The following is a 20,290-nucleotide window of genomic DNA, read 5'->3' as shown; positions in this document are numbered from 1 at the left end:
TGTCAATTTAGAGGATATGCCGTTGAAAGGCCGTTTGTTTATTGCTGTATCTTTGCTCGCTGCGAGCGTTTCTTGCGCATTTGCCGCCAATGATTTTCCCGTCAACGTGACGCCGCCTTCCATTCAGGCCGGTTCCTGGGTGCTGATGGATTACACCACCGGCCAGGTCCTTACCGCCGGTAACGAGCATCAGCAGCGCAATCCCGCCAGCCTGACCAAACTGATGACCGGCTATGTGGTCGATCGCGCCATCGACAGCCACCGCATCACCTTTGACGACATCGTCACCGTCGGTAAAGACGCCTGGGCGCAGGGCAATCCGGTCTTTAAGGGATCTTCCCTGATGTTTCTTAAGCCTGGCGATCGGGTTAGCGTACGCGACTTGAGCCGCGGGCTCATCGTTGACTCCGGCAACGATGCCTGCGTGGCGCTGGCGGATTATGTTGCCGGCGGCCAGCCGCAGTTTGTCGCGCTGATGAACAGCTATGTGGACAAACTGCATTTACAGGATACCCATTTTGAAACCGTTCACGGCCTCGACGCGCCGGGGCAGCACAGCTCAGCCTACGATCTGGCGGTACTCTCGCGGGCGATTATTCACGGTGAGCCGGACGTTTATCATATGTACAGCCAGAAGAGTCTGACGTGGAACGGCATTACCCAGCAGAACCGCAACGGCCTGCTGTGGGATAAAACCATGAACGTTGATGGTCTGAAAACCGGCCATACCTCCGGCGCCGGCTTCAATCTGATTGCCTCCGCGGTGGACGGCCAGCGCCGGCTGATTGCGGTAGTCATGGGGGCCGACAGCCCGAAAGGGCGTGAACAGCAGGCGGCGAAGCTGCTGCACTGGGGCCAGCAAAACTTCGATACCGTCCAGGTCCTGCAGGACGGCAAGCAGGTCGGCGTTGAGCGTATCTGGTATGGCGATAAAGAGCAGATTAGGCTGGGGACCGATCAGGACTTCTGGTTAGCGCTGCCGAAATCGGAAGTCTCGCGCATTAAGGCGAAATATGTGCTGGATAAAAAAGTGCTGGAAGCGCCGATTACCGCCCACCAGCGGGTCGGTGAAATCTCTCTTTATGATGGCGATAAAGTCGTCGCCCACTGGCCGCTGGTGACGCTGGAAAGCGTCGGCAAGGGCGGCATGCTGTCGCGCTTTAGCGATTATCTGCATCAAAAACTGTAACTTCTCCGCCGCTCCGCCTGGAGCGGCATCTCGTAGCTGTTTGATTATTATGCTGCTTCGGTTGGCGCTTTGTTTAGTGTCCATCCCTTACCTTACCCGGTCACCATTCAGGAAATCCCCTGGCGCTTATGCGCCCAAAATGGAGCTGGGAAGATGAAATACTTTGCGCGTAGTGCGCTTTCTCTGGGACTTTTCGCCGTTTTTAGCACCTCTGGTTTTGCCTCTGGCCTCGTTCTGGCCGATAACGAATTCCGCAATGATTTAGCCTGGTTATCCGACCGCGGAACCCTCTCTTTAAGTTTGTCCACCTGGCCTTTGAGCGAAGAAGAGATTAACCGTGCACTGGCCAATGCCCATCCGACAACATCCGCAGAGCGGGTGGTTCTGAGTCGGGTAAATCAGCGTTTAAGGGCGCTCAAAGCCGACGTGCGCGTTACCGGTTACAGTTCCACTGATAAGCCGGGAACTCCGCAGGGGTTTGCCCAGTCTTATCCCGCTGACCAGTCGCTTTCTCTCGCCCTGAACAACAGCGGTGAATGGTGGGATCTGCACCTACAGGGCAATGTTGAAGGCGACAAACGCATCGACAACGGCTCCAGCGTAAACGCCAACGGCGCATACGGCGCGGTAAAACTGTGGAACCAGTGGCTGGCGTTCGGGCAAATCCCGCAGTGGTGGGGACCGGGTTATGAAGGGAGTTTGATTCGCTCCGATGCCGCGCGTCCCATGACCGGTTTTCTGCTGCAGCGTGCAGAACAGCGGGCGCCGGAAACCTCATGGCTAAGCTGGATTGGCCCCTGGCAGTATCAACTTTCCGCCAGCCAGATGAACCAGTACGCCGCCGTACCGCATACCAAAATCTTCGGCGGTCGCCTGACGTTTTCGCCCATCTCCTCGCTGGAACTGGGAGCTTCGCGCGTTATGCAGTGGGGCGGCGAAGGGCGACCTTCATCATTCAGCAGCTTCTGGGACGGCCTGACCGGCAATGATAACACCGGTGAATCGGCCGACGATCCCGGCAATCAGCTGGCCGGTTTTGATTTCAAGCTGAAGCTGGCGCCAGCCTTGGGCTGGCCGGTGAGCATTTACGGCCAGATGATCGGCGAGGATGAAGCCGGATACTTGCCCTCGGCGCACCTCTACCTTGGCGGCGTGGAAGGGCACCATCAGTGGAACAGCAATGCGGTTAACTGGTATCTGGAAGCCCACGATACCCGCTCGAATATGGGACGCACCAACTATATCTATAACCACTTTATCTATAAAGATGGCTACTATCAGCAGGGCTACCCGCTGGGCGATGCGATGGGCGGCGATGGACGCCTGTATGCCGGTAAGGTGGAGCTGGTCACCGAAGCAAATCAGCGCTGGAGCGCGCGCCTGGTCTACGCGGAAGTCAATCCGAAGAACCAACGAATCAATAAAGCCTTCCCGCACGCCGACACGCTGAAGGGCGTACAGCTGGGCTGGAGCGGCGATGTCATGCCGACGGTTCGCCTGAATACCTCCATGTGGTACACCGATGCAAACCACAGCGCCAGCGACGATGTTGGGGCCAGCATCGGCATTGAACTGCCGTTCAGTTTATAACCCGCTGGTGGCGTTTTTTTAATCTTCTTGCCGCGCGGATTTGTGAATTGCCGCACATACTATGGGTGATTGTACTGTTAGATTATATGTATATACATACAGTATTTTATCAAAAGTGGAGGCAACATGGACTATAACGTTAAATCCGTAGGCAAGAAGAAAATTGCCGGTTTTCATCTGGTCGGCCCCTGGGAACAGACGGTTAAACAGGGGTTTGAACAGCTGATGATGTGGGTCGAAAACAGCCAGGTTCCGGCGCAGGAGTGGGTGGCCGTTTACTACGACAATCCAGACGAAGTCCCGGCGGAAAAGCTGCGCTGCGACACCGCCGTCACGGTGGCGGAAGACTATCAGATCCCTGAAGGAAGTGAAGGCGTGGTGATGACCGAAATCGCCGGCGGCGAGTATGCCGTTGCCCGCGCCAGAGTCGAGAATTTCGATTTTGCGACTCCGTGGTATCAGTTTTTCGAAAGTCTGATGCAAAGCACAGAGCATCAGATGGCGATGAAGCCCTGCTTTGAAGTCTACCTTAACGATGGTAACCAGGACGGCTACTGGGACATTGATATGTATATCGCGGTTGAACCCGTAGTGAAGTGAACTTATCCCTTTAATTGACAAGGTTTCTTACATTCGCGTGATGCTTGCGGCGAAAAAGCAGTTACAATTGCCCTTTTCGTTGTGTCGGAGTCGGTTGTGCGCGCGGATAAATCACTTAAGCCATTTGAAATTCGGCTGTATCGCCATTACCGCATCGTCCATGGCGTGCGAATAGCATTGGCCTTTGTGCTCACCTTTCTGCTGGTGCGCCTGCTTAACGTGCCGGAAGGTACCTGGCCTCTCATCACCCTGGTGGTGGTGATGGGGCCTATCTCCTTCTGGGGAAACGTCGTCCCGCGCGCGTTTGAGCGTATCGGCGGCACGATCCTCGGCTCGGCGCTCGGGCTGGTGGCGCTCAAGCTGGAACTTATCTCTCTGCCCATTATGCTGCTGTGGTGCGCGGTGGCGATGTTCCTCTGCGGCTGGCTGGCGTTGGGTAAAAAGCCCTACCAGGCGCTGTTGATCGGCATCACGCTGGCGGTGGTGGTCGGCGCGCCGCCGGGCGATATGACGACCGCGCTATGGCGAAGCGGCGACGTTATCTTTGGTTCCCTGCTGGCTATGCTGTTTACCGGTATCTGGCCGCAGCGGGCTTTCCTGCACTGGCGCATCCAGATGGCCAGCTACGTCACCGCCTTCAACCGTCTGTATCAGGCGGGCTTCTCGCCGAACCTCGTCGAGCGTCCGCGTCTGGAAAAGCATATGCAGAAGGTGCTTAACGATGTGGTCAAAATGCGCGGATTAATTACGCCTGCCAGCAAAGAGACGCATATCCAGAAGGCCATCTTTGAAGCGATCCAGACCGTTAGCCGGAATCTGGTGTGCATGCTGGAGCTGCAAATCAACGCCTACTGGGCATCGCGTCCCGGCCATTTTGTTATGCTGAATGCCCATACGCTGCGCGAAACGCAGCAAATGACCCAGCAGACGTTGCTGACTATCGCCCATGCATTGTATGAGGGCAATCCGCAGCCGATTCTTGCTAACAATGAAAAGCTCAACGAAATTGTGGCCGAGCTGCGCCAGCTCATCAAAGAGCAGCAGGACGACAATTTCTCTGAAACGCCAATCCATGGTTATGTCTGGCTAACCATCGAACTGGCCCGGCAGCTTGAGCTGCTGTCGCATTTAATCTGCCGGGCGTTGCGTAAATAAAGACCAGATACGCGCGGTTTGCCCATCGCTTGCTTCGATTCAGCAGCGTTTAGGGTTATGATAAAGGCAAAGGAAAAAACATTGTCATCAGCGGCTGCTAACAGTTATGTTAGCCCTATGTAGCAGTCGCTTTAGCGAATCCGAATCTCAAATATTAGGGGTGTAAAAATGGAAACAACTAAGCCTTCTTTCCAGGACGTACTGGAGTTTGTTCGCCTGTATCGTCGTAAGAATAAACTGCAGCGTGAAATTCAGGACGTTGAGAAAAAGATCCGTGATAACCAGAAGCGCGTACTGCTGCTGGACAACCTGAGCGACTACATCAAGCCGGGCATGAGCGTTGAAGCTATCCAGGGCATCATTGCCAGCATGAAGAGCGATTACGAAGATCGCGTTGACGACTACATCATTAAAAACGCCGAGATCTCCAAAGAACGTCGCGATATCTCTAAAAAGCTGAAAGCAATGGGCGAAGCGAAAGTAGAAGATAAATCTGCCGAGTAATCCCGTTTGTGTGCTCCGGCGGCTCTCGCTGCCGGAGTGATTCCTCCTCTTGCGTCATCTCGCATTCCTTAGCAAAACAGCTTCTGTAACGCTGAACCTTTCCCCAGGAATTTGGTATACTTCCGCCGTAAACATATTGATATCGGAAGGTTTTATCTCATGCTGTCCCTGCAACAGGTGCCGCCGCGATGATACTGATGACCGGCGACGCGCTTAGCGGCCTACGCCGTGATGCCCAATCTCTACTCAACTCTTTCGTTTCGGCGATCTATATCGCTACCTCCCGGATATCCGATAAGCAAATAGCTGCACGCATTCAACATCACCGCGATACCCGGCTGGCTCACTGGCGGCTGGAAGAGCGTCCACGCAGCAGCTACGCAGATAAGTCAGGTTACGGTCGGCGGCGGCGGTGAATAACCGCTGGTCGCAAGGTTTAACGACAGGAGTCATCTTTCCATGATTAAGTCATTTTTTGCCGCATTATCGTTTATCAGCCGCCTGCCGGTCCCGGCGCGTTTGTCTCAGGGGCTGGAAATTGAACAATATCAACGCAGTATCGTTACTTTTCCCTTTGTTGGCCTGCTGCTGGGGGCGATCGCGGGGGTTGTCGTGATACTGCTCCAGCCCTGGTGCGGCGGCCCGCTTGCCGCGCTGCTCGGCGTGCTGGCGCTGGCGCTGTTGACCGGCGGCTTCCATCTGGATGGGCTGGCGGATACCTGTGATGGTATTTTCTCTGCCCGCCGCCGCGAGCGGATGCTGGAGATTATGCGCGACAGTCGGTTGGGCACTCACGGCGGGCTGGCGCTGATTTTTGTGCTGATTGCAAAAGTGCTGGTGGTCAGCGAGGTCACGCTGCGCGGTACGTCTGCGGTTGCCGCCCTGGCGGCCGCCTGCGCCGTGGCCCGCGGTATGGCGGTGCTGCTGATGTACCGTCAGCGCTACGCGCGCGAAGAGGGGCTGGGCAATCTGTTTATCGGTAAAATCTCGCTGCAACAGACGCTGATCGCCATGGGGATCGCTCTGGCGCTGGCGACGCTGCTGCTCGGCGTTAACGGTCTGCGCGCAGCGCTTATCACGCTGGTGCTGGTCTGGGCGCTAGGCCAGGCGCTGAAGCGTACTCTGGGCGGGCAAACCGGCGACACCTTAGGCGCGGCGATTGAGCTCGGTGAAGTCATATTTTTGCTGGCCCTGCTGTAAGTTTGCTTTCTTCCCGGTGGCGCTGCGCTGACCGGGCTACGGGTTAACAGCAGTCTGCGGACCGGTAACCCGGACAAGGCGCATCGCGCCGCCTGCGGAGGATGTGCTGAGGTGAGGGATCGGCATGATTTCTTCCCGGCTCGCGCTGCGCTTAGCCGGGCTACAGGTTAACAGCAGTCTGCGGGCCGGTAACCCGGACAAGGCGCATCGCGCCGCCTGCGGAGGATGTGCTGAGGTGAGGGATCGGCATGATTTCTTCCCGGCTCGCGCTGCGCTTAGCCGGGCTACAGGTTAACAGCAGTCTGCGGGCCGGTAGCCCGGACAAGGCGCATCGCGCCGCCTCCGGGAAAATTATTCAGCGCATGTGGTTACAGCGCTTTTTGCCATACGCTTTGCGGCAGCAGATAAACGTCTGCCGGCGCCGTCATGCCGTCGGTCACAATATGCTGGATGCCGCTGGCCATCACCGCCAGGGTGACGTCAAAGGCGTTCAGGCTATCGCCAAAACCCGCGGTCAGGTTGAGCATTGAACCGTTCGCCATCAGATAGATCGTTTTCTGGCCCATCCGGTAAGCGTTGATATAGGGCATGACCTCTTCCTGGCTGAACTGGCGCAGGTACTCGCAATCAATCTCTTCCGCCACGTGACCCACGTTGAGGATAAACACTCCATCTTTGCATTTATCAAGCGCCTGGCTGTTAACGACTTTTTTGCCGCCGGTAGCCGTGGCCACCACGTCCGCCGAAGCTATCGCCTCCTGTAATTCAACAACGTGCCAGCCGTCGTAGGCAGCCTGTAATCTCCGTGCCGGGTCGATTTCCGCCACCATGACCTGGCCGCCGAAGGCCTTCGCCGCCGCCGCAACCCCCTGGCCGACCAGACCATAGCCGATGACCAGTACTTTTTTCTCATGCAGGGTCAGGTGGGTCGTCTGGAAGAAGGTATGCCACGCGGTCAGGCCGACCATATGACGGTTATGCAGACCTTCCTTAACCGGCAAATCATCCCAGTTAAAAATCGGATAGCCGGGCCGAATATCGCCGAGGCGGCTAACGCCAGAGCCTGTCGCTTCAAGCCCGGCGACAACATTGCCGAACTCCCCACGCTGATGCAGTAGGGTTGTTATATCCGCGCCCATTTCGCACAGATGCGTCGGCTGCCAGGCAATCGCTTTTTCCCACGATTGCTGCCAGTCGGCATCGCTCATATCACGCCATGCGCAAGCCTCAGCGCCGCGCTCCACCAGCCAGGCGACCACATCATCCTGCACCGTGGTTGGGTTACAGGTGGTCAGGAAAACCTTCGCCCCTTTTTCCAGAATTCCCTGCACCAGTGGGATCATTTTCATATCCAGGTGCATACAGCAGGCCAGACGAACCTGGCTGAGGTCGGGCAGGGCGGCGACCTGGCGCAGCGTACGCGGCATATTCTGGCTGGCCCATGCGATTTCTTTCTCTAATTTTATCTTGTTATTCAACGTATTTGACCTTCAATCCATAGAGTACTGATACCCAGACGTAAGGGCGATTTTAACGTAGCGCGCGCCTTTTTTACATTCACAAAATGAATAACGAAAAGCCACGATAAAGGCGTGGTTGTTAAAACAAGGTTAAAAAAAGAAAATGAAACATAAGTTCTTAATATGATGTAAGCGAGCTGCACGATGTTAAGCGTTTTACCCGGATCGCTCTTTTCACGGATCCGCATTTTCCTTGGCCGCCTTAAGCCGCACGCGTTACCGGTCGCCAGAAAACATATCGTTCTGGCGTCAATAGGCGCCGGGACGGGGCTGGCGGTCACCAGTATGTTTAGCCACTGGCTATTAGGCGAGGTCAATATCTGGTTTATCGCCCCGATGGGCGCGTCGGCGGTGCTGCTGTTTGGCGTGCCGAGCAGTCCACTGGCCCAGCCGTGGTCGATAGTCGGCGGTAATGTCCTTTCAGCGCTGATTGGCGTGACCGTGGGAATCGCCATCCCGAACCTGGCGCTGGCCTGCGGCGTGGCGGCAGGGTTGGCGATCGCCGGCATGTATTTCCTGCGCTGCCTGCATCCGCCGGGCGGAGCGGTGGCGTTAACGGCGATCCTCGGCGGGGCGGGGATACAGAGCGAAGGCTATCACTTTGTTCTGACCCCGGTGTTACTCAACTCATTGATGCTGGCGATGCTGGCCATTGTTTTTAATAACCTGGTCGGACGGCGCTACCCGCATCCGCTGGCGGCGGAGGAAGTGAAGGCGAAAGCGGAGGCGGTGCCGCTGGGCATATCCGTGACGCGCGAAGATATTCATGCGGCCCTGCTGGACGGTCAGTTTCTCGACATTGATGAAGACGACGTGCAGGAGCTGCTGGAAAATATTGAACAAAAAGCCAGACAGCGTATCGCCAGCGCCCAGCGATCCTGACGTCCCTGGCTCTCTGGGGAACGCGGATTAATCCACGGGTTCCCCTTCGTATAGCCTTCCTCCCCAGCCATTAGCCTGAACCACGCATTTTGCTCCCCCCGAAAGCGACAAGCTCTGCGGATCGTGACTGCGATCGACAAAATTGGCCATTCAATGAGCAAAAAGTTGACGCCCTTAACGAAATGAATATTTCAAAATAACTTGTTATGGATTTTTTAATCCGTGAGAGTATAACAAGTTGTTAAATAATGCACTCGGGTGCAAAAAGGTGCAAATGTATTCCTGATGCCAGAACCTGCCGTATCTGGATCGGCAATGTGATCTTTTTATTCATAAAAACAAAACGATAGAACGCTCATCCCTGACAGGACAACAAAATGACCGATCATGTGATAACTGAAAGTCGTAAAACAGATAATGATAAGAAAATCAGATTAATAACCCTCGTCTCAACCATTGGTGGGCTGTGCTTTGGCTATGACACCGGGGTTATTTCCGGCGCACTGATTTTCATGAAGAACGATCTTGGCCTCACTCCTCTGCAGGAAGGGCTGGTGACATCGTTTTTATTATTCGGCGCGGCAATCGGCTCCGTTGGCGGCGGCTGGCTGTCCGACCGCCAGGGGCGGCGGAAAAATATTCTGTGGGTAGCGGTGATTTTTATCTTTGGCGCCCTCGGTACCGCCGTCGCGTGGGATATGTCGTCGATGATAATCGCCCGCTTTATCCTCGGCCTGGCGGTTGGTTGTGCGTCAGTGACGGTGCCGATTTATATTTCAGAGCTGGCGCGGCCCGCGCAGCGTGAACGGCTGGTGACGGTCAACGAACTGATGATCGTCACCGGGCAGTTTCTCGCTTACTCCGTCAACGCTTCCATCGTCAATTTCTATCCCGACATGTCGCACAACTGGCGGCTGATGCTGGCTATTCCGGCGCTGCCCGGCGCGCTGCTGTGGATTGGAATGCTGGTAATGCCGGAGTCTCCGCGTTTCTTCGTGCGTAAGGGGCAAATAGACAAAGCGGTTGCGGTGCTGAAAACGATTCGTCGGCCTGAAGAGGTGGAGCAGGAGATCCGCGATATCCAGCAGGTGAGTCAGATTGGCATCAACCATGGCCGATTTGTTGACGAGCTGAAGAAAAAATGGGTGCTGCAGCTGATTTTGATCGGGCTGATGATTGTGCTGGCAACGCGCGTAACCGGCGTGAATACCATTATGTACTACGCGCCGACGGTGCTGAAAGCCACCGGACTTGGCGATGCGGCGGCGGTGACCGGTGCCGTGGCCAATGGCGTCGTGTCTATTCTGGCCACGCTACTAGGGATGCTGTTAATTGGCAGGCATTCCCGACGGAAAATGTTCTTTACCGGACAGATCGGCGTCACCCTTAGCCTGGTGTTGATTGGCCTCTCGTTCAAGCTCTTCTTCCATATGGAAACCGTTGATGGCGTCAGCGGCTTGCACGCCAACTTTACCGGCGCCAGCTACATCATCCTTGCCCTGATGCTGATGTTTCTGACCTTTATGCAGGGTTGGATCGCACCGGTGTTCTGGCTGATGCTCGCGGAAATTTACCCGCTGCGGATGCGCGGTCTGGGTATGGGTTTTGCGGTATTCGGTTTATGGATATTTGACTTCATCATTCAGTCTATTTTCCCGATTTTACTCAACAGCTACGGCGGCGGAATGACCTTCGGTTTCTTCGCGGTAACCAACGTCATAATGCTGATTCTGCTGGTGAAGTTCCTGCCGGAAACCCGTGGCTTAACCCTTGAACAAATTGAACAAAAATTCAGATTCTGATTTAGCGACATGGAGGAATATATGACAGTTAATATCGGTTTAATTGGTTTAGGTATGATTGGGCGCGATCATCTCCAGCGTTTTCAGACGGTGATTCAGAACGCCAGGGTCAGCGCCGTCTGCGATATCAATCGTAATGTTACCGACACTCTTGCCCGCGAATATGGCGCTCAACCCTATTACGATGCGGTCGAAATGATTCAATCGGACGACGTGGATGCGATCTTTATTTGCTCTATTGGTCCGGTCCATAAAGAACAAATTCTGGCCGCCATCAAGGCAGGTAAACCGGTGTTTTGCGAAAAGCCGCTGACCCCAACCGCGGATGAAGCCAAAGCGATTATTGATGCTGAAGTGGCCTACGGCAAACGTATGCTGCAGCTGGGTTTTATGCGCCGTTTCGACCCAGGGTACAACCAGCTTAAAGCGACTCTGGATAGCGGTGAACTGGGGGAAATATTGCTCATCCATTGCGCACATCGCAACGCCTCTGTGCCAGAAAGCTACACTCTGGAGATGGCGATTAACGATTCCGCGACCCATGAGATCGATATTATCCGCTATCTGCTTAACGAAAATATCGTTTCGGTGCGCGTCGATAAACCACAGAAGAAAACGCGCAGAGCCTGCGCGCATCTGCAGGATCCGTTGATTGTGATTTTTGAAACCGAATCCGGCGTACGTATTGATGATGAGCTGTTTGTTAACTGCGATTATGGTTACGACATTCGCTGTGAAGTGATTGGCGAAAATGCCATTAGCGCATTGACCGAACAGGCTCTCACCACCGTCCGTTCGGCACAGGGTTATAGCCGCGCTATCCCCAAAACCTGTATGGAACGTTTCGCCACCGCCTACGATCGCGAGGTGCAGAATTTCGTTGACCGGGTAAACCTGGGGGCGGAGATGAGCGGGCTATCATCGTGGGACGGATTTGTCGTGGCGATGGTATGCGATGCTGGCCTGGCATCGCTGAAGGATGGCGAAAAGCACGCGGTCTCTCTGCCGGAGTGTCCGGCGCTCTACCGCTGACCCATTAACGAAGGGAGAGGCGCATGTTAACGCTGAAACCAGAAGATATTTTTATTGGCTGTCGGGCGAATTCAAAGAAAAAGGCGCTGCGTATTGCCGCGGATTCCCTGCAGGCCAGCGGCTACGTCAGCGAGGGTTTTTTTGAATCGATGGTGGATCGCGAAAAGGCGCTCTCTACCTGGCTCGGGGCGGGAGTGGCGATGCCTCACTGTAGCAAAGAGGGGATCGACCTGGTGCGGCAAACCGGTTTCCAGCTGTTTCAGTTCCCGGATGGCGTGGGCTGGGGGGAGGGGAAAGTGGCTTTCCTTGTGGTCGCCGTGGCGGCAAAAAATAATGAACACATTGATGTTATAGCGGATCTGGCAGACCTGCTTGATGACGAAGTGAAAACCACGCTGCTGGCCAGCGCCGACAGCAAAGACGCGTTTATGCAGATCCTCGAAGGACACTCATTTAAGAAGGATAGAATATGAAACTGGCACTCTGTACCGATGTTCTCGCCGGCCTGGCGTTCCCGGAAATGCTCGATCGCGTCAAGCAGTACGGCATTACGGGCGTGGAGATGACCGCAGGCGGTTGGTCGCCTTGTCCACATGTTAAAACTGAAGAACTGCTGGCTTCTTCGGCAGCGCTGGCGGCGTTTCGCGGAGAACTGGAAAAGCGCGGAATGGAGATCGTTGCGCTGAACTGTTCGGGTAACCCGCTGGCCCCCGGCGCGCTGGGCGAGAAGCATACCGCCAGCAGCTATCGTACCGTCGAGCTGGCGGCAAAGCTGGGGGTGAAAAAGATTGTCATGATGAGCGGCCTGCCGGGCGGCGGGCCGGACGATAAAATCCCTAACTGGATCACCTCGACGGTTTCCTGGCCGGACTATATGCCAGGCGTGATCGATTACCAGTGGAACGAGGTTGCTATTCCCTGGTGGCAGGCTTTTACCCGCCATGCGGCTGAACACGGCATCGAACAGATTGCTCTCGAGGAATTCCCCAGCCAGCTGGTTTACAACCCGAGCACGCTGCTGCGCCTGCGTGAGGCGGTTGGCGATATAATCGGCATGAATCTCGATCCGTCGCATCTGATCGCCATGGGGGCAGACCCGATTGCCGCAGCCCGTAAGCTTGAAGGGGTGATTTATCACGTCCACGGTAAAGACGCGCGTATTGAACGCGGGCTGGCGGATGTCGACGGCTTACTGGAATACCAGCCGGTCACGCAGACCAAAACCCGCACCTGGAACTACGTGGCGGTTGGCTGTGGACAGGATTTGAAGTGGTGGAAAGAGTTCTTCTCGGTGCTGCGCATGACCGGATATAACGGTTATGTGTCGCTGGAGATGGAGGACCTGACGATGAGCGTTGAAGCAGGGCTACGGACGTCGATTGATGCCCTCAACGCCACATTAAGTCAGTGACAACGGGCCGCGTTTTCCCTCCGGGGGGCGGGAGAACGCGGCGCGTTTTTTGTTGAGCGGATTCTATCTTGCTGTATTTTACGTTCTATTGGATGTTTTTTATCAGGAACGTTAAAACCGAGTATGAGCGCCCCAAAACGACAAAAAGCGACCGCCAGCGACGTTGCGTTACTGGCTGGCGTCTCCAAATGGACGGTTTCCCGGGCATTTACCCCCGGGGCCTCCATCCAGCCCAAAACCCGGGAAGAGGTGATGAAAGCCGCTAATATTCTGGGATATCGACCAAATTTACTGGCGCGTAGCCTGACGCAAAAGCAAACGCATATTATTGGCGTGGCGGTCGACGAGTTACGCAATCCCAACATGGTGCTGCTGCTTAACGAAGTGACTCGCCAGCTGCAGAATCGTGGCTACATGGCGCTGGTGATTAACGTCACCGATGAAGAAAATACCCGCACAGCGATGGCGCTGGCTTACCAGCTCCAGGTTGACGGTATCTTGTTTATGGCCACGGTGCTGACACCGGAACTTATCGCGATTGCCACTGAAATTCATCGCGTTCCGCTGGTGCAGATTGGCCGTAATACCGATCATCCGGAAATCCAGGTGGTCAATATCGATGGTCGGCTTGCCGGAAAGCAGCTTGCTGAACTGCTACTGGCGCAGGGGCATCGCACTTTTGGCTATATGAAGGGTCCGGATACCGCTTCCCACCATTTAATGAGGATGGAAGGATACGAAGCGGCGCTGGAGCAGGCAGGCTGCCGGCTTGATACTCTGCTGGTTGCCGGCCAGTATTTACGTACCCGGGGATATGCGGCGATGAGTGACTATCTGGACGCGACGCCCGCAGGCGAAAGAGTAGATGCCCTGTTTTGTGAAAACGATATTCTGGCGATAGGCGCGCTTCAGGCGCTGCGCGAGCGCGATTTAACGATGGGTATTGTCGGTTTCGATAATATCGATGAGGCGGCGGCGCCGGAATGGCAGCTAACGACCTACGATCAGCGACGCGAGCGGCTGGTGGAAGAGGCGTTGAATCGGCTCATTGATGCTGCTGAAGGGCCGACGGCGACGTGGCGCACTGGGGAGCCCATCGTGCGCCAGTCGCATCGTCGGCAGGGCTAAAGGTCGCCAGTAATATACTGCGCTACGCCGTGAGCGAAACTCCAGTCCCCCTTGTGGTTGCCGATCACCGAGATCATGAGATCCTCGCCGCTCAGACCGCAGTGCTCCTTAAGCTCAGCCTGCAGAGTGGCATAAAAAAGCTGCTTCTGCGCTTCGCTGCGCGGGCTGGTATAAACCCTCACCACCACTACGTCCCGGCTTCGCGTCAGCCCCAGCCCGGTATCCTCAATAATCATATGGTGAGCTTTGTTTTCGTGAACAATCTGGTAGCGGTCACGCTCTGGCACCTTGAACGCCTGCACAACGGCGCGATGTGCCGCATCCAGCAGGGTTTTGATCTCGTTTTCGCTGCGTCCTTCAATGATATCAAACGTCAGTAATGGCATAGCAGATGGTCCTTATTGTCGGATTTACCTCGGTGAAAGAGATGCTACCTCGTGCTGAAGTCGGTAAAAACCGCTATATTTGAACTCATTGTTTTTCTCTGTGAACAATCATGATGAGCGAAATCCGCCCGGACATTTACTGGACCCACCTGTACTGGCTGACGGTACTGGAGGAGCAAAAAAGCTATACTCGCGCCGCGGAAAAGCTGGCGGTCAGCAAGTCCGCCATTAGCCAGAAAATAAGCGAACTGGAGCGAGTCACCGGCAAGACGCTGGTGCACCGCACCACCCGCAGCGTGACCCTAAGCGAAGATGGCCAGCGGCTGGTGGCGGAACTAAACGAACCGTTTGGGCAGATCCGCGAGATTTTTACCGGCACCTGCGACGATGAGGGCGGCCCGCTGCGCGGAACGCTGCGCCTTACCGCGCCGGTGGCGTTCTCTCGACAGCAGCTGGTTCCGGCCATCACGCCTTTTCTGCATCAGCACCCGCAGCTTCATCTGCAGCTGGAGGTGACCGATCGGCTGGTGTCGCTCGCCAGCGAAGGGTTTGATATTGCCATTCGTCACTGTCGTCGCGAGCTGCTGCCGGAGACCCATGTAGCCTGGCCGCTATGCCGTACGGCAACCCTGGTGGTCGCCTCGGCGGACTACATTCGTCGCTTTGGTCGCCCCGATTCGCCTGACGCGTTGCGTCAGCATCAATGCCTGACCTACCCGCGCGGGCCGCAAAGCCCGCACTGGACCTTCGAGCGCGACGACGAGCGGGTGAGCGTGAAGGTGCAGGGGCCGTTTGCCACCAATAACAGCGAATCCCTGCGCGATGCGGTGCTGGCGGGGCTGGGAATTGCCTTACTACCGGATTTTAGCGCCAGGGAGGCGATTGGCCGCGGGCTGGTACAGGAGCTCTTGCCGGAATGGCGGCCGGTGGATGTGTTTGCGGAAAGTCTCTACGTTATTCGCCCCTACGCGCCGCGCGTATCGCGGGCAGTAGAGACCTTTAGCCGCTATCTGAAGACGACCTTCAGCTAATATTCTGTAACTCCTGCACCAGCGCCTCGCGAAAGCGGGAGAGCAAATCGGCTGGTTGTGTCACAAGTTCGGCAAGCGTCACGGTTTTCTCGGCGCGGTATACCCGTCCGCTGCCGAGCCGGGCTTCGAAATCATTGGCCGCCCGATGGGCAGCCTGTAGCTCGACGTCCAGCAGGATCACCGCGTGCGCGAGGACCACATGGCCCCGTCCTGCCGGCATGGGGCGCCAGTACTGGGCCGTGCCGGCTATTTTTCGCACCTGCCCGCCTTCGCCGCAGGCCAGATTATAGCGACCATCGCAAAATGAACCGCTGACTGCCTGAAAGTGGCTGGCTACGCCAAAGGTTGAAAGCGTACGCTGCAACAGGCCGCAGAGGAAAAGATAAATCAACTCTGCGGCTTCGCCCAGCGAGTGATAAACCGGCCAGGCCAGGCTGAGATTGACAATTCCCGGCCCCTGCGGGACCAGGCCGCCGCCGGAGCGGCGCTGCCAGACCGGCCATCCCCGGCTGGCAAACTGCTCGCTTACCGCCGGGAGTTCGGCAAATTTGCGATAGCTTCCCGGCACCACAAATCCCTGCGGGGCCTGCCAGAGCAGGGCCACCGCTTCCCCGTCGCGTGCCCGGTCAAACAGCGGCTGCTCGGCAAGCGTCGGATCGGCGCAGTAGTGAAGCGGCAGCTGCTGGTGATGAAAGCGCTGCGGCCAGCAGGGCTCCTGAATCATGGTAACTCCTTAAAGCGGTTCATCGCCGTGGCGACAAGGTTTGATCAGCATCGCCGTAAGGGCAGATAGCAGGCAACCTACGGTCAAATAGATCGCAACGCTATGCCAGGAGCCTCCGGATAGGGTGACCAGAGCGGCGGCAATAAACGGCGTAAAACCGCCGCCGACGACGCTGGCGACCTGATATCCCACTCCGGCCCCGCTGTAGCGATAGCTGGCGCCGAACATTTCGGTAAACATCGGCTGCTGGACGCAAACCACCATATCGTGCGCAATATTCGCCAGCATGAGCGCGAAAAACAGGATCCAGAAGTATGACTGGCTTTCGAGCGCCATAAAGAACGGGAAGCCGCTGAGAGTGCCGATCAGCGCCCCGGTGATATAGACGCGGCGTCGGCCAAAGCGGTCCGCCAGCCAGGCGAAGCAGGGGATCGTCAGACAGCTGATAGCCCCGACAAGCAGGCCAATGTTAAGAAACAGCTCGCGCGGCAGGCCGAGATTCTGCGTGGAGTAGTTAAGCGCGAAGGCGGTGACGATATACATTGTCAGCAGTTCGCACAGGCGCAGACCGATAATCATTAAGAACGCGCCCGGATGGCGGAGCAGCGCTTCTACTACCGGCAGACGCTTTTTCTGCGGCTGTTGCTGCTGTTCGCGCTGCTGCTGTTCAAATTCGGCAGATTCCGCCATGCCGTTGCGGATCCAGAGCGCCGCCAGCACCAGCACGACGCTAAACAAGAACGGCAGACGCCAGCCCCAGCTAAGGAACTGCGCATCGGTGGTACAGGCGCTTATCAGCGACACCAGCCCCGTTGAGAGCAGCAATCCGACGCCATAACCCACCTGCACGCCACTGCTGTAGAACGCTTTCTTATTTTTCGGCGCGCTCTCAACCGCCAGCAGCGCCGCGCCGCCCCACTCTCCGCCCACCGCAAAACCCTGTACGGCGCGCAGCAGAACCAGCAGAACTGGTGCCCACCAGCCTATCTGGTTGAACGAGGGCAGGAGACCGATGCAGGCGGTAGCGATCCCCATCATCCACACCGTCATCATCAGCATGCGTTTGCGCCCGAGGCGATCGCCGAAATGACCGAAGATAATGCCGCCCAGCGGGCGAAAGAGGAAACCGACGCCGAAGGTGGCAAACGCGGCGAGGGTACCCATTGCCGGGCTGATTTGCGGGAAAAACTCCCGGTTAAATACCAGCGCGGCGGTGATGCCATAGAGCAGAAAGTCGTACCAGTCGACCACGGCCCCGGCGAAGCTGCCCCAGGCCGCTCTGCGGGCGCGGTTGAGAGAACATGCCTCCTTGCCGGAGCCCTGAGAAATTAACGTTGATTCCATACCTGTCCTGTCTGTTGCTGAGTTTCTAATTATTGGAATGAGACGCTTTCCGAATTCGCGCCTGTCCTGAGACTACCGCGCAGAAGGGCAAGTGAAAAGATTTTTACCTGCTCTGCGTGTTTAAAGGCATTAAGCGTTTGCCTGACCGGCCGGGTGCAGCCCGGCTGGGCCAACAGGAATGCGAGCTTAGGACTTGGCTTATTGTGTTTAATTTAAATTTTTGTACCCGCTGAGGACACCTTTTAAGAAATGACTTAAATGGTTTACAATTAACAAGTCTCCAATTTCGGAAGGGTGAGTTAAATGCGTTTAATTTTTGCAGCTTTATTTTGTGTCATGGTTTTGCCTTCCGCTTTTGCAGAAAAACTGCCGGCGCCCGTGGGTAAACCCGTTTTAACTATTTCCGGCCTGATTACTAATACGAATGAGGGCGATACCGCCGTTTTTGATGTGGCGGCACTGGAAAAACTGGGCATGGAAACGATCGTAACAACCACCCCGTGGTATTCGGGAAAGGTTCGCTTTGACGGCGTTTCCCTCAGTAAACTCATGGATTTAGTCGGTGCCAAAGGCAAGTCGGCGCGGGTGCTGGCGCTGAATGATTACACCACCATTGTTCCCATCGATGACTTTCATAAATTTCCCGTAATTTTGGCTTTAAAAATGAACGGCGAATATATGCGCATTCGTGATAAAGGGCCTTTATTTATTGTTTATCCCTACGACAGTAGCCCGGAATTGCAGAATCAGATTTATTATTCCCGTTCGGCATGGCAGGTTTCGAAGATTATAATTGAGTAAGGGTTTGATCTTGAATCGAATACTCACTGCCATTATTTTGTCGCTCTTCATTGTGACCGGTTACATTACTTATCTGGTCCATGAGCGGCAAAGTGAGCTGCAAAAATTAACCCGTTATACTGATTCGTGGTCCGTTTCCCAGATAGTCTCCGAGTACATGCGTCTTGAGGCGCGACTGAGTGCGATGGGGCTGGAGATAAAGGGAAGCGACCACGATGAGGTGCGCCTGCGTCTGGAAATCATGATGAGCCAGATTGCGCTGCTGCAGCAGGGTGATTTGGGAAAGTTTATCGGCAAAGATCCTCATCGTAAGGCGATAGTTGACAGCCTGATTACTCTTCTGGACCGGCTGGATAAGCAGCTGGATACCATGACGACAGCACAGCTGAAGCTGATGTTACAAGAGATGAGCACCCTGGACGGGCCGTTGACCTCGCTCGCGTCCACCTCTCTCGCCCAGGATTTTAATCTGGTTAATCTCACCCACGATAAAATACAGAACCTCTATTACATCTATTCGGCCATTTCTATTCTGCTGATTATTCTCTGTATCACGCTCGGGATGTTGATGCTGAAGCAGAATAACACCCTGCGTCGCGCTCACGTGCGGATGAAATTACTGGCTACCGATCTGCAGGCTTCCAAAGAAAAGCTACAGGTGCAAAACCGTCGGCTGCAGTACGATGCCTATCATGATTCGCTGACCGGGATGCCCAACCGGCTCTCTTTCTGGCAACGCCTGCAGGAGGTGGTTAACCAGGTGCGGCCCTATCACGGCTCGGCGGTGGTTATGTTGTTCGATCTGGATAATTTCAAGGACGTCAACGACACGCAGGGTCATGACGCCGGAGATAAGCTATTGCAGGATTTGGCCAGCCGTCTCTCATTTTTTCGTAAAACGTCAGAAACGCTGTACCGACTGGGGGGAGACGAATTTGCTCTGGTGACCCACGATCTTAGCGAAGAGATGGCGCTGGAGCGGGCAACGGTGATCCGGGAAAAGATTAGCCAGCCGTATCAGATTTACGACTCGCAGATTCAGATCGGCGCCTGTATCGGGATTGTCATCTCTGACGGAGAAAGCCGCACCGACTATTTATACAAATGCGCCGACCTGGCGCTGTATGAAGCGAAAAAAGAGGGCTCCGGTTACGTCCAGATATTCCGCCCCGGTATGCTTCAGCGCCAGCAGGAGAATAAATCTTTCGAAGATGACCTGATGCAAGCGCTCGAGAGAGGGGAGTTCAGGGTTTACTATCAGCCGATTGCCGATGCCATGAATGGTGAAATCTACGGCTATGAAGCGCTGGTTCGATGGTTTCATCCGCTACGCGGCAGCGTTCCGCCGACGGAATTTATCCCGGTGGCGGAGAAAATCGGCCTGATTAATGCGTTGGGCGAGTGGGTATTAAAAACCGCCTGTGAAGCGGCCGCCAGCTGGTCGTCGCCGCTCAAGGTGTCGGTTAACGTGTCGCCGGTTCAGTTAATGAACAGTTCACTGACCGATACCGTGGTAACTATCTTAAGAACAACCGGGCTGGATCCGTATCGGCTGGATTTGGAAATTACCGAGTCTGACGTATTTAATGAAAATACCCGCTCGTTAGAGATCCTGAGCCAGCTGCGTGAGCTTGGCGTGCAGATCTCTATTGACGACTTTGGTACCGGCTATTCGTCGCTCTCGCGATTAAGCTATTTCCCGTTTGATAAGATAAAAATCGATCGATCATTTGTTATTAATATACCCCATCAGCAAGACGATCTCGATATCGTGCGCCTGATCATCAGCATGGGTAAAAGCCTGCATATGCGAATTGTGGCAGAAGGCGTCGAAACGGAAGAACAGCTGAAGTCGTTACGAAAATTAGGTTGTGATCTGGTTCAGGGCTATTTGATCGGTAAACCGGGGCCGCTTACTTCAGCAGGGAAATAAGTCATTTGTGTTTATTTGCGGGCGATTTTAGCGTAGCTGAATTCGCCCGTATTTATTT

At 55.4% G+C, this 20,290-nt stretch carries 21 protein-coding genes; 17 read left to right on the top strand and 4 right to left on the bottom strand.

The genetic code is table 11. The annotated features are described in order from the left end of the window. The first annotated feature begins 22 nt into the window (after positions 1–22). From dacD to ABLV11_RS04085, 8 genes are all read left to right on the top strand, one after another. Positions 23–1,189: a serine-type D-Ala-D-Ala carboxypeptidase DacD gene (gene dacD / locus ABLV11_RS04120; RefSeq protein ID WP_032728713.1), complete on the top strand. Its 1,167-nt coding sequence runs from the start codon at positions 23–25 to the stop codon at positions 1,187–1,189. A gap of 153 nt (positions 1,190–1,342) precedes the next feature. Next, on the top strand, positions 1,343–2,779 hold the full coding sequence (locus ABLV11_RS04115; RefSeq protein ID WP_126489312.1) for a capsule assembly Wzi family protein: 1,437 nt from the start codon (positions 1,343–1,345) through the stop codon (positions 2,777–2,779). Between the two features lie 126 nt (positions 2,780–2,905). Continuing rightward, complete coding sequence (gene sbmC, locus ABLV11_RS04110; RefSeq protein WP_126489311.1) at positions 2,906–3,379, top strand: DNA gyrase inhibitor SbmC; 474 nt, start codon at positions 2,906–2,908, stop codon at positions 3,377–3,379. 96 nt (positions 3,380–3,475) lie between these two features. Then, the gene (locus tag ABLV11_RS04105; RefSeq protein ID WP_016809181.1) at positions 3,476–4,534 is read left to right on the top strand and encodes an FUSC family protein; all 1,059 of its coding nucleotides are present in this window, start codon (positions 3,476–3,478) and stop codon (positions 4,532–4,534) included. Positions 4,535–4,702: 168 nt separating this feature from the next. Then, positions 4,703–5,038: a DUF496 family protein gene (locus tag ABLV11_RS04100; protein WP_004103624.1), complete on the top strand. Its 336-nt coding sequence runs from the start codon at positions 4,703–4,705 to the stop codon at positions 5,036–5,038. 188 nt (positions 5,039–5,226) lie between these two features. After that, positions 5,227–5,454, top strand: a complete 228-nt coding sequence (locus ABLV11_RS04095) for a bifunctional adenosylcobinamide kinase/adenosylcobinamide-phosphate guanylyltransferase (RefSeq protein WP_348855186.1) — start codon at positions 5,227–5,229, stop codon at positions 5,452–5,454. 43 nt (positions 5,455–5,497) lie between these two features. Further along, positions 5,498–6,238 carry an adenosylcobinamide-GDP ribazoletransferase gene (gene cobS / locus ABLV11_RS04090; protein ID WP_016809180.1) on the top strand — a complete coding sequence of 247 codons (741 nt, stop codon included), beginning with the start codon at positions 5,498–5,500 and terminating at the stop codon, positions 6,236–6,238. A 124-nt stretch (positions 6,239–6,362) separates the two neighbouring features. Next, positions 6,363–6,533, top strand: a complete 171-nt coding sequence (locus ABLV11_RS04085; RefSeq protein WP_230138164.1) for a hypothetical protein — start codon at positions 6,363–6,365, stop codon at positions 6,531–6,533. A gap of 73 nt (positions 6,534–6,606) precedes the next feature. Here ABLV11_RS04085 and ABLV11_RS04080 read toward each other — a convergent pair whose 3' ends face one another. Beyond that, a complete protein-coding gene (locus tag ABLV11_RS04080; RefSeq protein WP_004113907.1) occupies positions 6,607–7,716 on the bottom strand; it encodes an adenosylhomocysteinase in 1,110 nt (369 codons plus the stop codon). Positions 7,717–7,902: 186 nt separating this feature from the next. On the opposite strand from ABLV11_RS04080, the gene ABLV11_RS04075 reads away from it, so the two are divergent. From ABLV11_RS04075 to ABLV11_RS04050, 6 genes are all read left to right on the top strand, one after another. Then, on the top strand, positions 7,903–8,640 hold the full coding sequence (locus tag ABLV11_RS04075) for an HPP family protein (RefSeq protein WP_004103617.1): 738 nt from the start codon (positions 7,903–7,905) through the stop codon (positions 8,638–8,640). A 377-nt stretch (positions 8,641–9,017) separates the two neighbouring features. Next, positions 9,018–10,442 (top strand): sugar porter family MFS transporter, encoded by a 1,425-nt coding sequence (locus ABLV11_RS04070; protein ID WP_016809178.1) that lies wholly within the window; start codon positions 9,018–9,020, stop codon positions 10,440–10,442. A gap of 21 nt (positions 10,443–10,463) precedes the next feature. Continuing rightward, on the top strand, positions 10,464–11,474 hold the full coding sequence (locus ABLV11_RS04065; protein ID WP_348855185.1) for a Gfo/Idh/MocA family oxidoreductase: 1,011 nt from the start codon (positions 10,464–10,466) through the stop codon (positions 11,472–11,474). Positions 11,475–11,497: 23 nt separating this feature from the next. Next, positions 11,498–11,947, top strand: a complete 450-nt coding sequence (locus ABLV11_RS04060) for a PTS sugar transporter subunit IIA (protein WP_004103610.1) — start codon at positions 11,498–11,500, stop codon at positions 11,945–11,947. Then, positions 11,944–12,885: a sugar phosphate isomerase/epimerase gene (locus ABLV11_RS04055; protein ID WP_004103608.1), complete on the top strand. Its 942-nt coding sequence runs from the start codon at positions 11,944–11,946 to the stop codon at positions 12,883–12,885. The genes ABLV11_RS04060 and ABLV11_RS04055 overlap by 4 nt, the downstream gene beginning before the upstream one ends. A 123-nt stretch (positions 12,886–13,008) precedes the next feature. Then, positions 13,009–14,013, top strand: coding sequence for a LacI family DNA-binding transcriptional regulator (locus tag ABLV11_RS04050; RefSeq protein WP_032744789.1), 1,005 nt, complete (start codon positions 13,009–13,011; stop codon positions 14,011–14,013). Here ABLV11_RS04050 and ABLV11_RS04045 read toward each other — a convergent pair. Further along, positions 14,010–14,399 (bottom strand): tautomerase family protein, encoded by a 390-nt coding sequence (locus tag ABLV11_RS04045; RefSeq protein WP_134882863.1) that lies wholly within the window; start codon positions 14,397–14,399, stop codon positions 14,010–14,012. The two genes, ABLV11_RS04050 and ABLV11_RS04045, sit on opposite strands and share 4 nt — an antisense overlap. Before the next feature lie 113 nt (positions 14,400–14,512). On the opposite strand from ABLV11_RS04045, the gene ABLV11_RS04040 reads away from it, so the two are divergent. Further along, on the top strand, positions 14,513–15,430 hold the full coding sequence (locus ABLV11_RS04040) for a LysR family transcriptional regulator (RefSeq protein WP_064344235.1): 918 nt from the start codon (positions 14,513–14,515) through the stop codon (positions 15,428–15,430). Here ABLV11_RS04040 and ABLV11_RS04035 read toward each other — a convergent pair. Then, positions 15,423–16,154 (bottom strand): lipoate--protein ligase family protein, encoded by a 732-nt coding sequence (locus tag ABLV11_RS04035; RefSeq protein ID WP_187365472.1) that lies wholly within the window; start codon positions 16,152–16,154, stop codon positions 15,423–15,425. The two genes, ABLV11_RS04040 and ABLV11_RS04035, sit on opposite strands and share 8 nt — an antisense overlap. Positions 16,155–16,163: 9 nt before the next feature. Next, the gene (gene shiA, locus ABLV11_RS04030) at positions 16,164–17,498 is read right to left on the bottom strand and encodes a shikimate transporter (RefSeq protein WP_224330678.1); all 1,335 of its coding nucleotides are present in this window, start codon (positions 17,496–17,498) and stop codon (positions 16,164–16,166) included. Positions 17,499–17,801: 303 nt separating this feature from the next. Here shiA and ABLV11_RS04025 point away from each other — a divergent pair, with 303 nt between their 5' ends. Both ABLV11_RS04025 and ABLV11_RS04020 read left to right on the top strand, forming a co-directional pair. Next, positions 17,802–18,299 carry a molybdopterin-dependent oxidoreductase gene (locus tag ABLV11_RS04025; protein WP_004103602.1) on the top strand — a complete coding sequence of 166 codons (498 nt, stop codon included), beginning with the start codon at positions 17,802–17,804 and terminating at the stop codon, positions 18,297–18,299. Between the two features lie 10 nt (positions 18,300–18,309). Then, positions 18,310–20,232, top strand: coding sequence for an EAL domain-containing protein (locus tag ABLV11_RS04020; RefSeq protein ID WP_224330676.1), 1,923 nt, complete (start codon positions 18,310–18,312; stop codon positions 20,230–20,232). The last annotated feature ends 58 nt before the right edge of the window (positions 20,233–20,290 follow it).

Source organism: Klebsiella sp. GW_Kp181 (assembly GCF_040062315.1).
Lineage (GTDB): Bacteria > Pseudomonadota > Gammaproteobacteria > Enterobacterales > Enterobacteriaceae > Klebsiella > Klebsiella oxytoca.
The sequence above is the reverse complement of the archived record's forward strand: the minus strand, read 5'-3'. Positions and strand labels throughout refer to the sequence as shown.

Excerpts from the sequence above, each read along its gene's own strand:
- ABLV11_RS04035 (WP_187365472.1), bottom strand. The coding sequence starts at position 16,154 with ATGATTCAGGAGCCCTGCTGGCCGCAGCGCTTTCATCACCAGCAGCTG.
- shiA (WP_224330678.1), bottom strand. The coding sequence starts at position 17,498 with ATGGAATCAACGTTAATTTCTCAGGGCTCCGGCAAGGAGGCATGTTCT.
- ABLV11_RS04075 (WP_004103617.1), top strand. The coding sequence starts at position 7,903 with ATGTTAAGCGTTTTACCCGGATCGCTCTTTTCACGGATCCGCATTTTC.
- ABLV11_RS04065 (WP_348855185.1), top strand. The coding sequence starts at position 10,464 with ATGACAGTTAATATCGGTTTAATTGGTTTAGGTATGATTGGGCGCGAT.
- ABLV11_RS04100 (WP_004103624.1), top strand. The coding sequence starts at position 4,703 with ATGGAAACAACTAAGCCTTCTTTCCAGGACGTACTGGAGTTTGTTCGC.
- ABLV11_RS04040 (WP_064344235.1), top strand. The coding sequence starts at position 14,513 with ATGAGCGAAATCCGCCCGGACATTTACTGGACCCACCTGTACTGGCTG.
- sbmC (WP_126489311.1), top strand. The coding sequence starts at position 2,906 with ATGGACTATAACGTTAAATCCGTAGGCAAGAAGAAAATTGCCGGTTTT.
- ABLV11_RS04085 (WP_230138164.1), top strand. The coding sequence starts at position 6,363 with ATGATTTCTTCCCGGCTCGCGCTGCGCTTAGCCGGGCTACAGGTTAAC.
- ABLV11_RS04050 (WP_032744789.1), top strand. The coding sequence starts at position 13,009 with ATGAGCGCCCCAAAACGACAAAAAGCGACCGCCAGCGACGTTGCGTTA.
- ABLV11_RS04115 (WP_126489312.1), top strand. The coding sequence starts at position 1,343 with ATGAAATACTTTGCGCGTAGTGCGCTTTCTCTGGGACTTTTCGCCGTT.
- ABLV11_RS04025 (WP_004103602.1), top strand. The coding sequence starts at position 17,802 with ATGCGTTTAATTTTTGCAGCTTTATTTTGTGTCATGGTTTTGCCTTCC.
- ABLV11_RS04055 (WP_004103608.1), top strand. The coding sequence starts at position 11,944 with ATGAAACTGGCACTCTGTACCGATGTTCTCGCCGGCCTGGCGTTCCCG.
- ABLV11_RS04070 (WP_016809178.1), top strand. The coding sequence starts at position 9,018 with ATGACCGATCATGTGATAACTGAAAGTCGTAAAACAGATAATGATAAG.
- cobS (WP_016809180.1), top strand. The coding sequence starts at position 5,498 with ATGATTAAGTCATTTTTTGCCGCATTATCGTTTATCAGCCGCCTGCCG.
- ABLV11_RS04045 (WP_134882863.1), bottom strand. The coding sequence starts at position 14,399 with ATGCCATTACTGACGTTTGATATCATTGAAGGACGCAGCGAAAACGAG.
- ABLV11_RS04060 (WP_004103610.1), top strand. The coding sequence starts at position 11,498 with ATGTTAACGCTGAAACCAGAAGATATTTTTATTGGCTGTCGGGCGAAT.
- ABLV11_RS04095 (WP_348855186.1), top strand. The coding sequence starts at position 5,227 with ATGATACTGATGACCGGCGACGCGCTTAGCGGCCTACGCCGTGATGCC.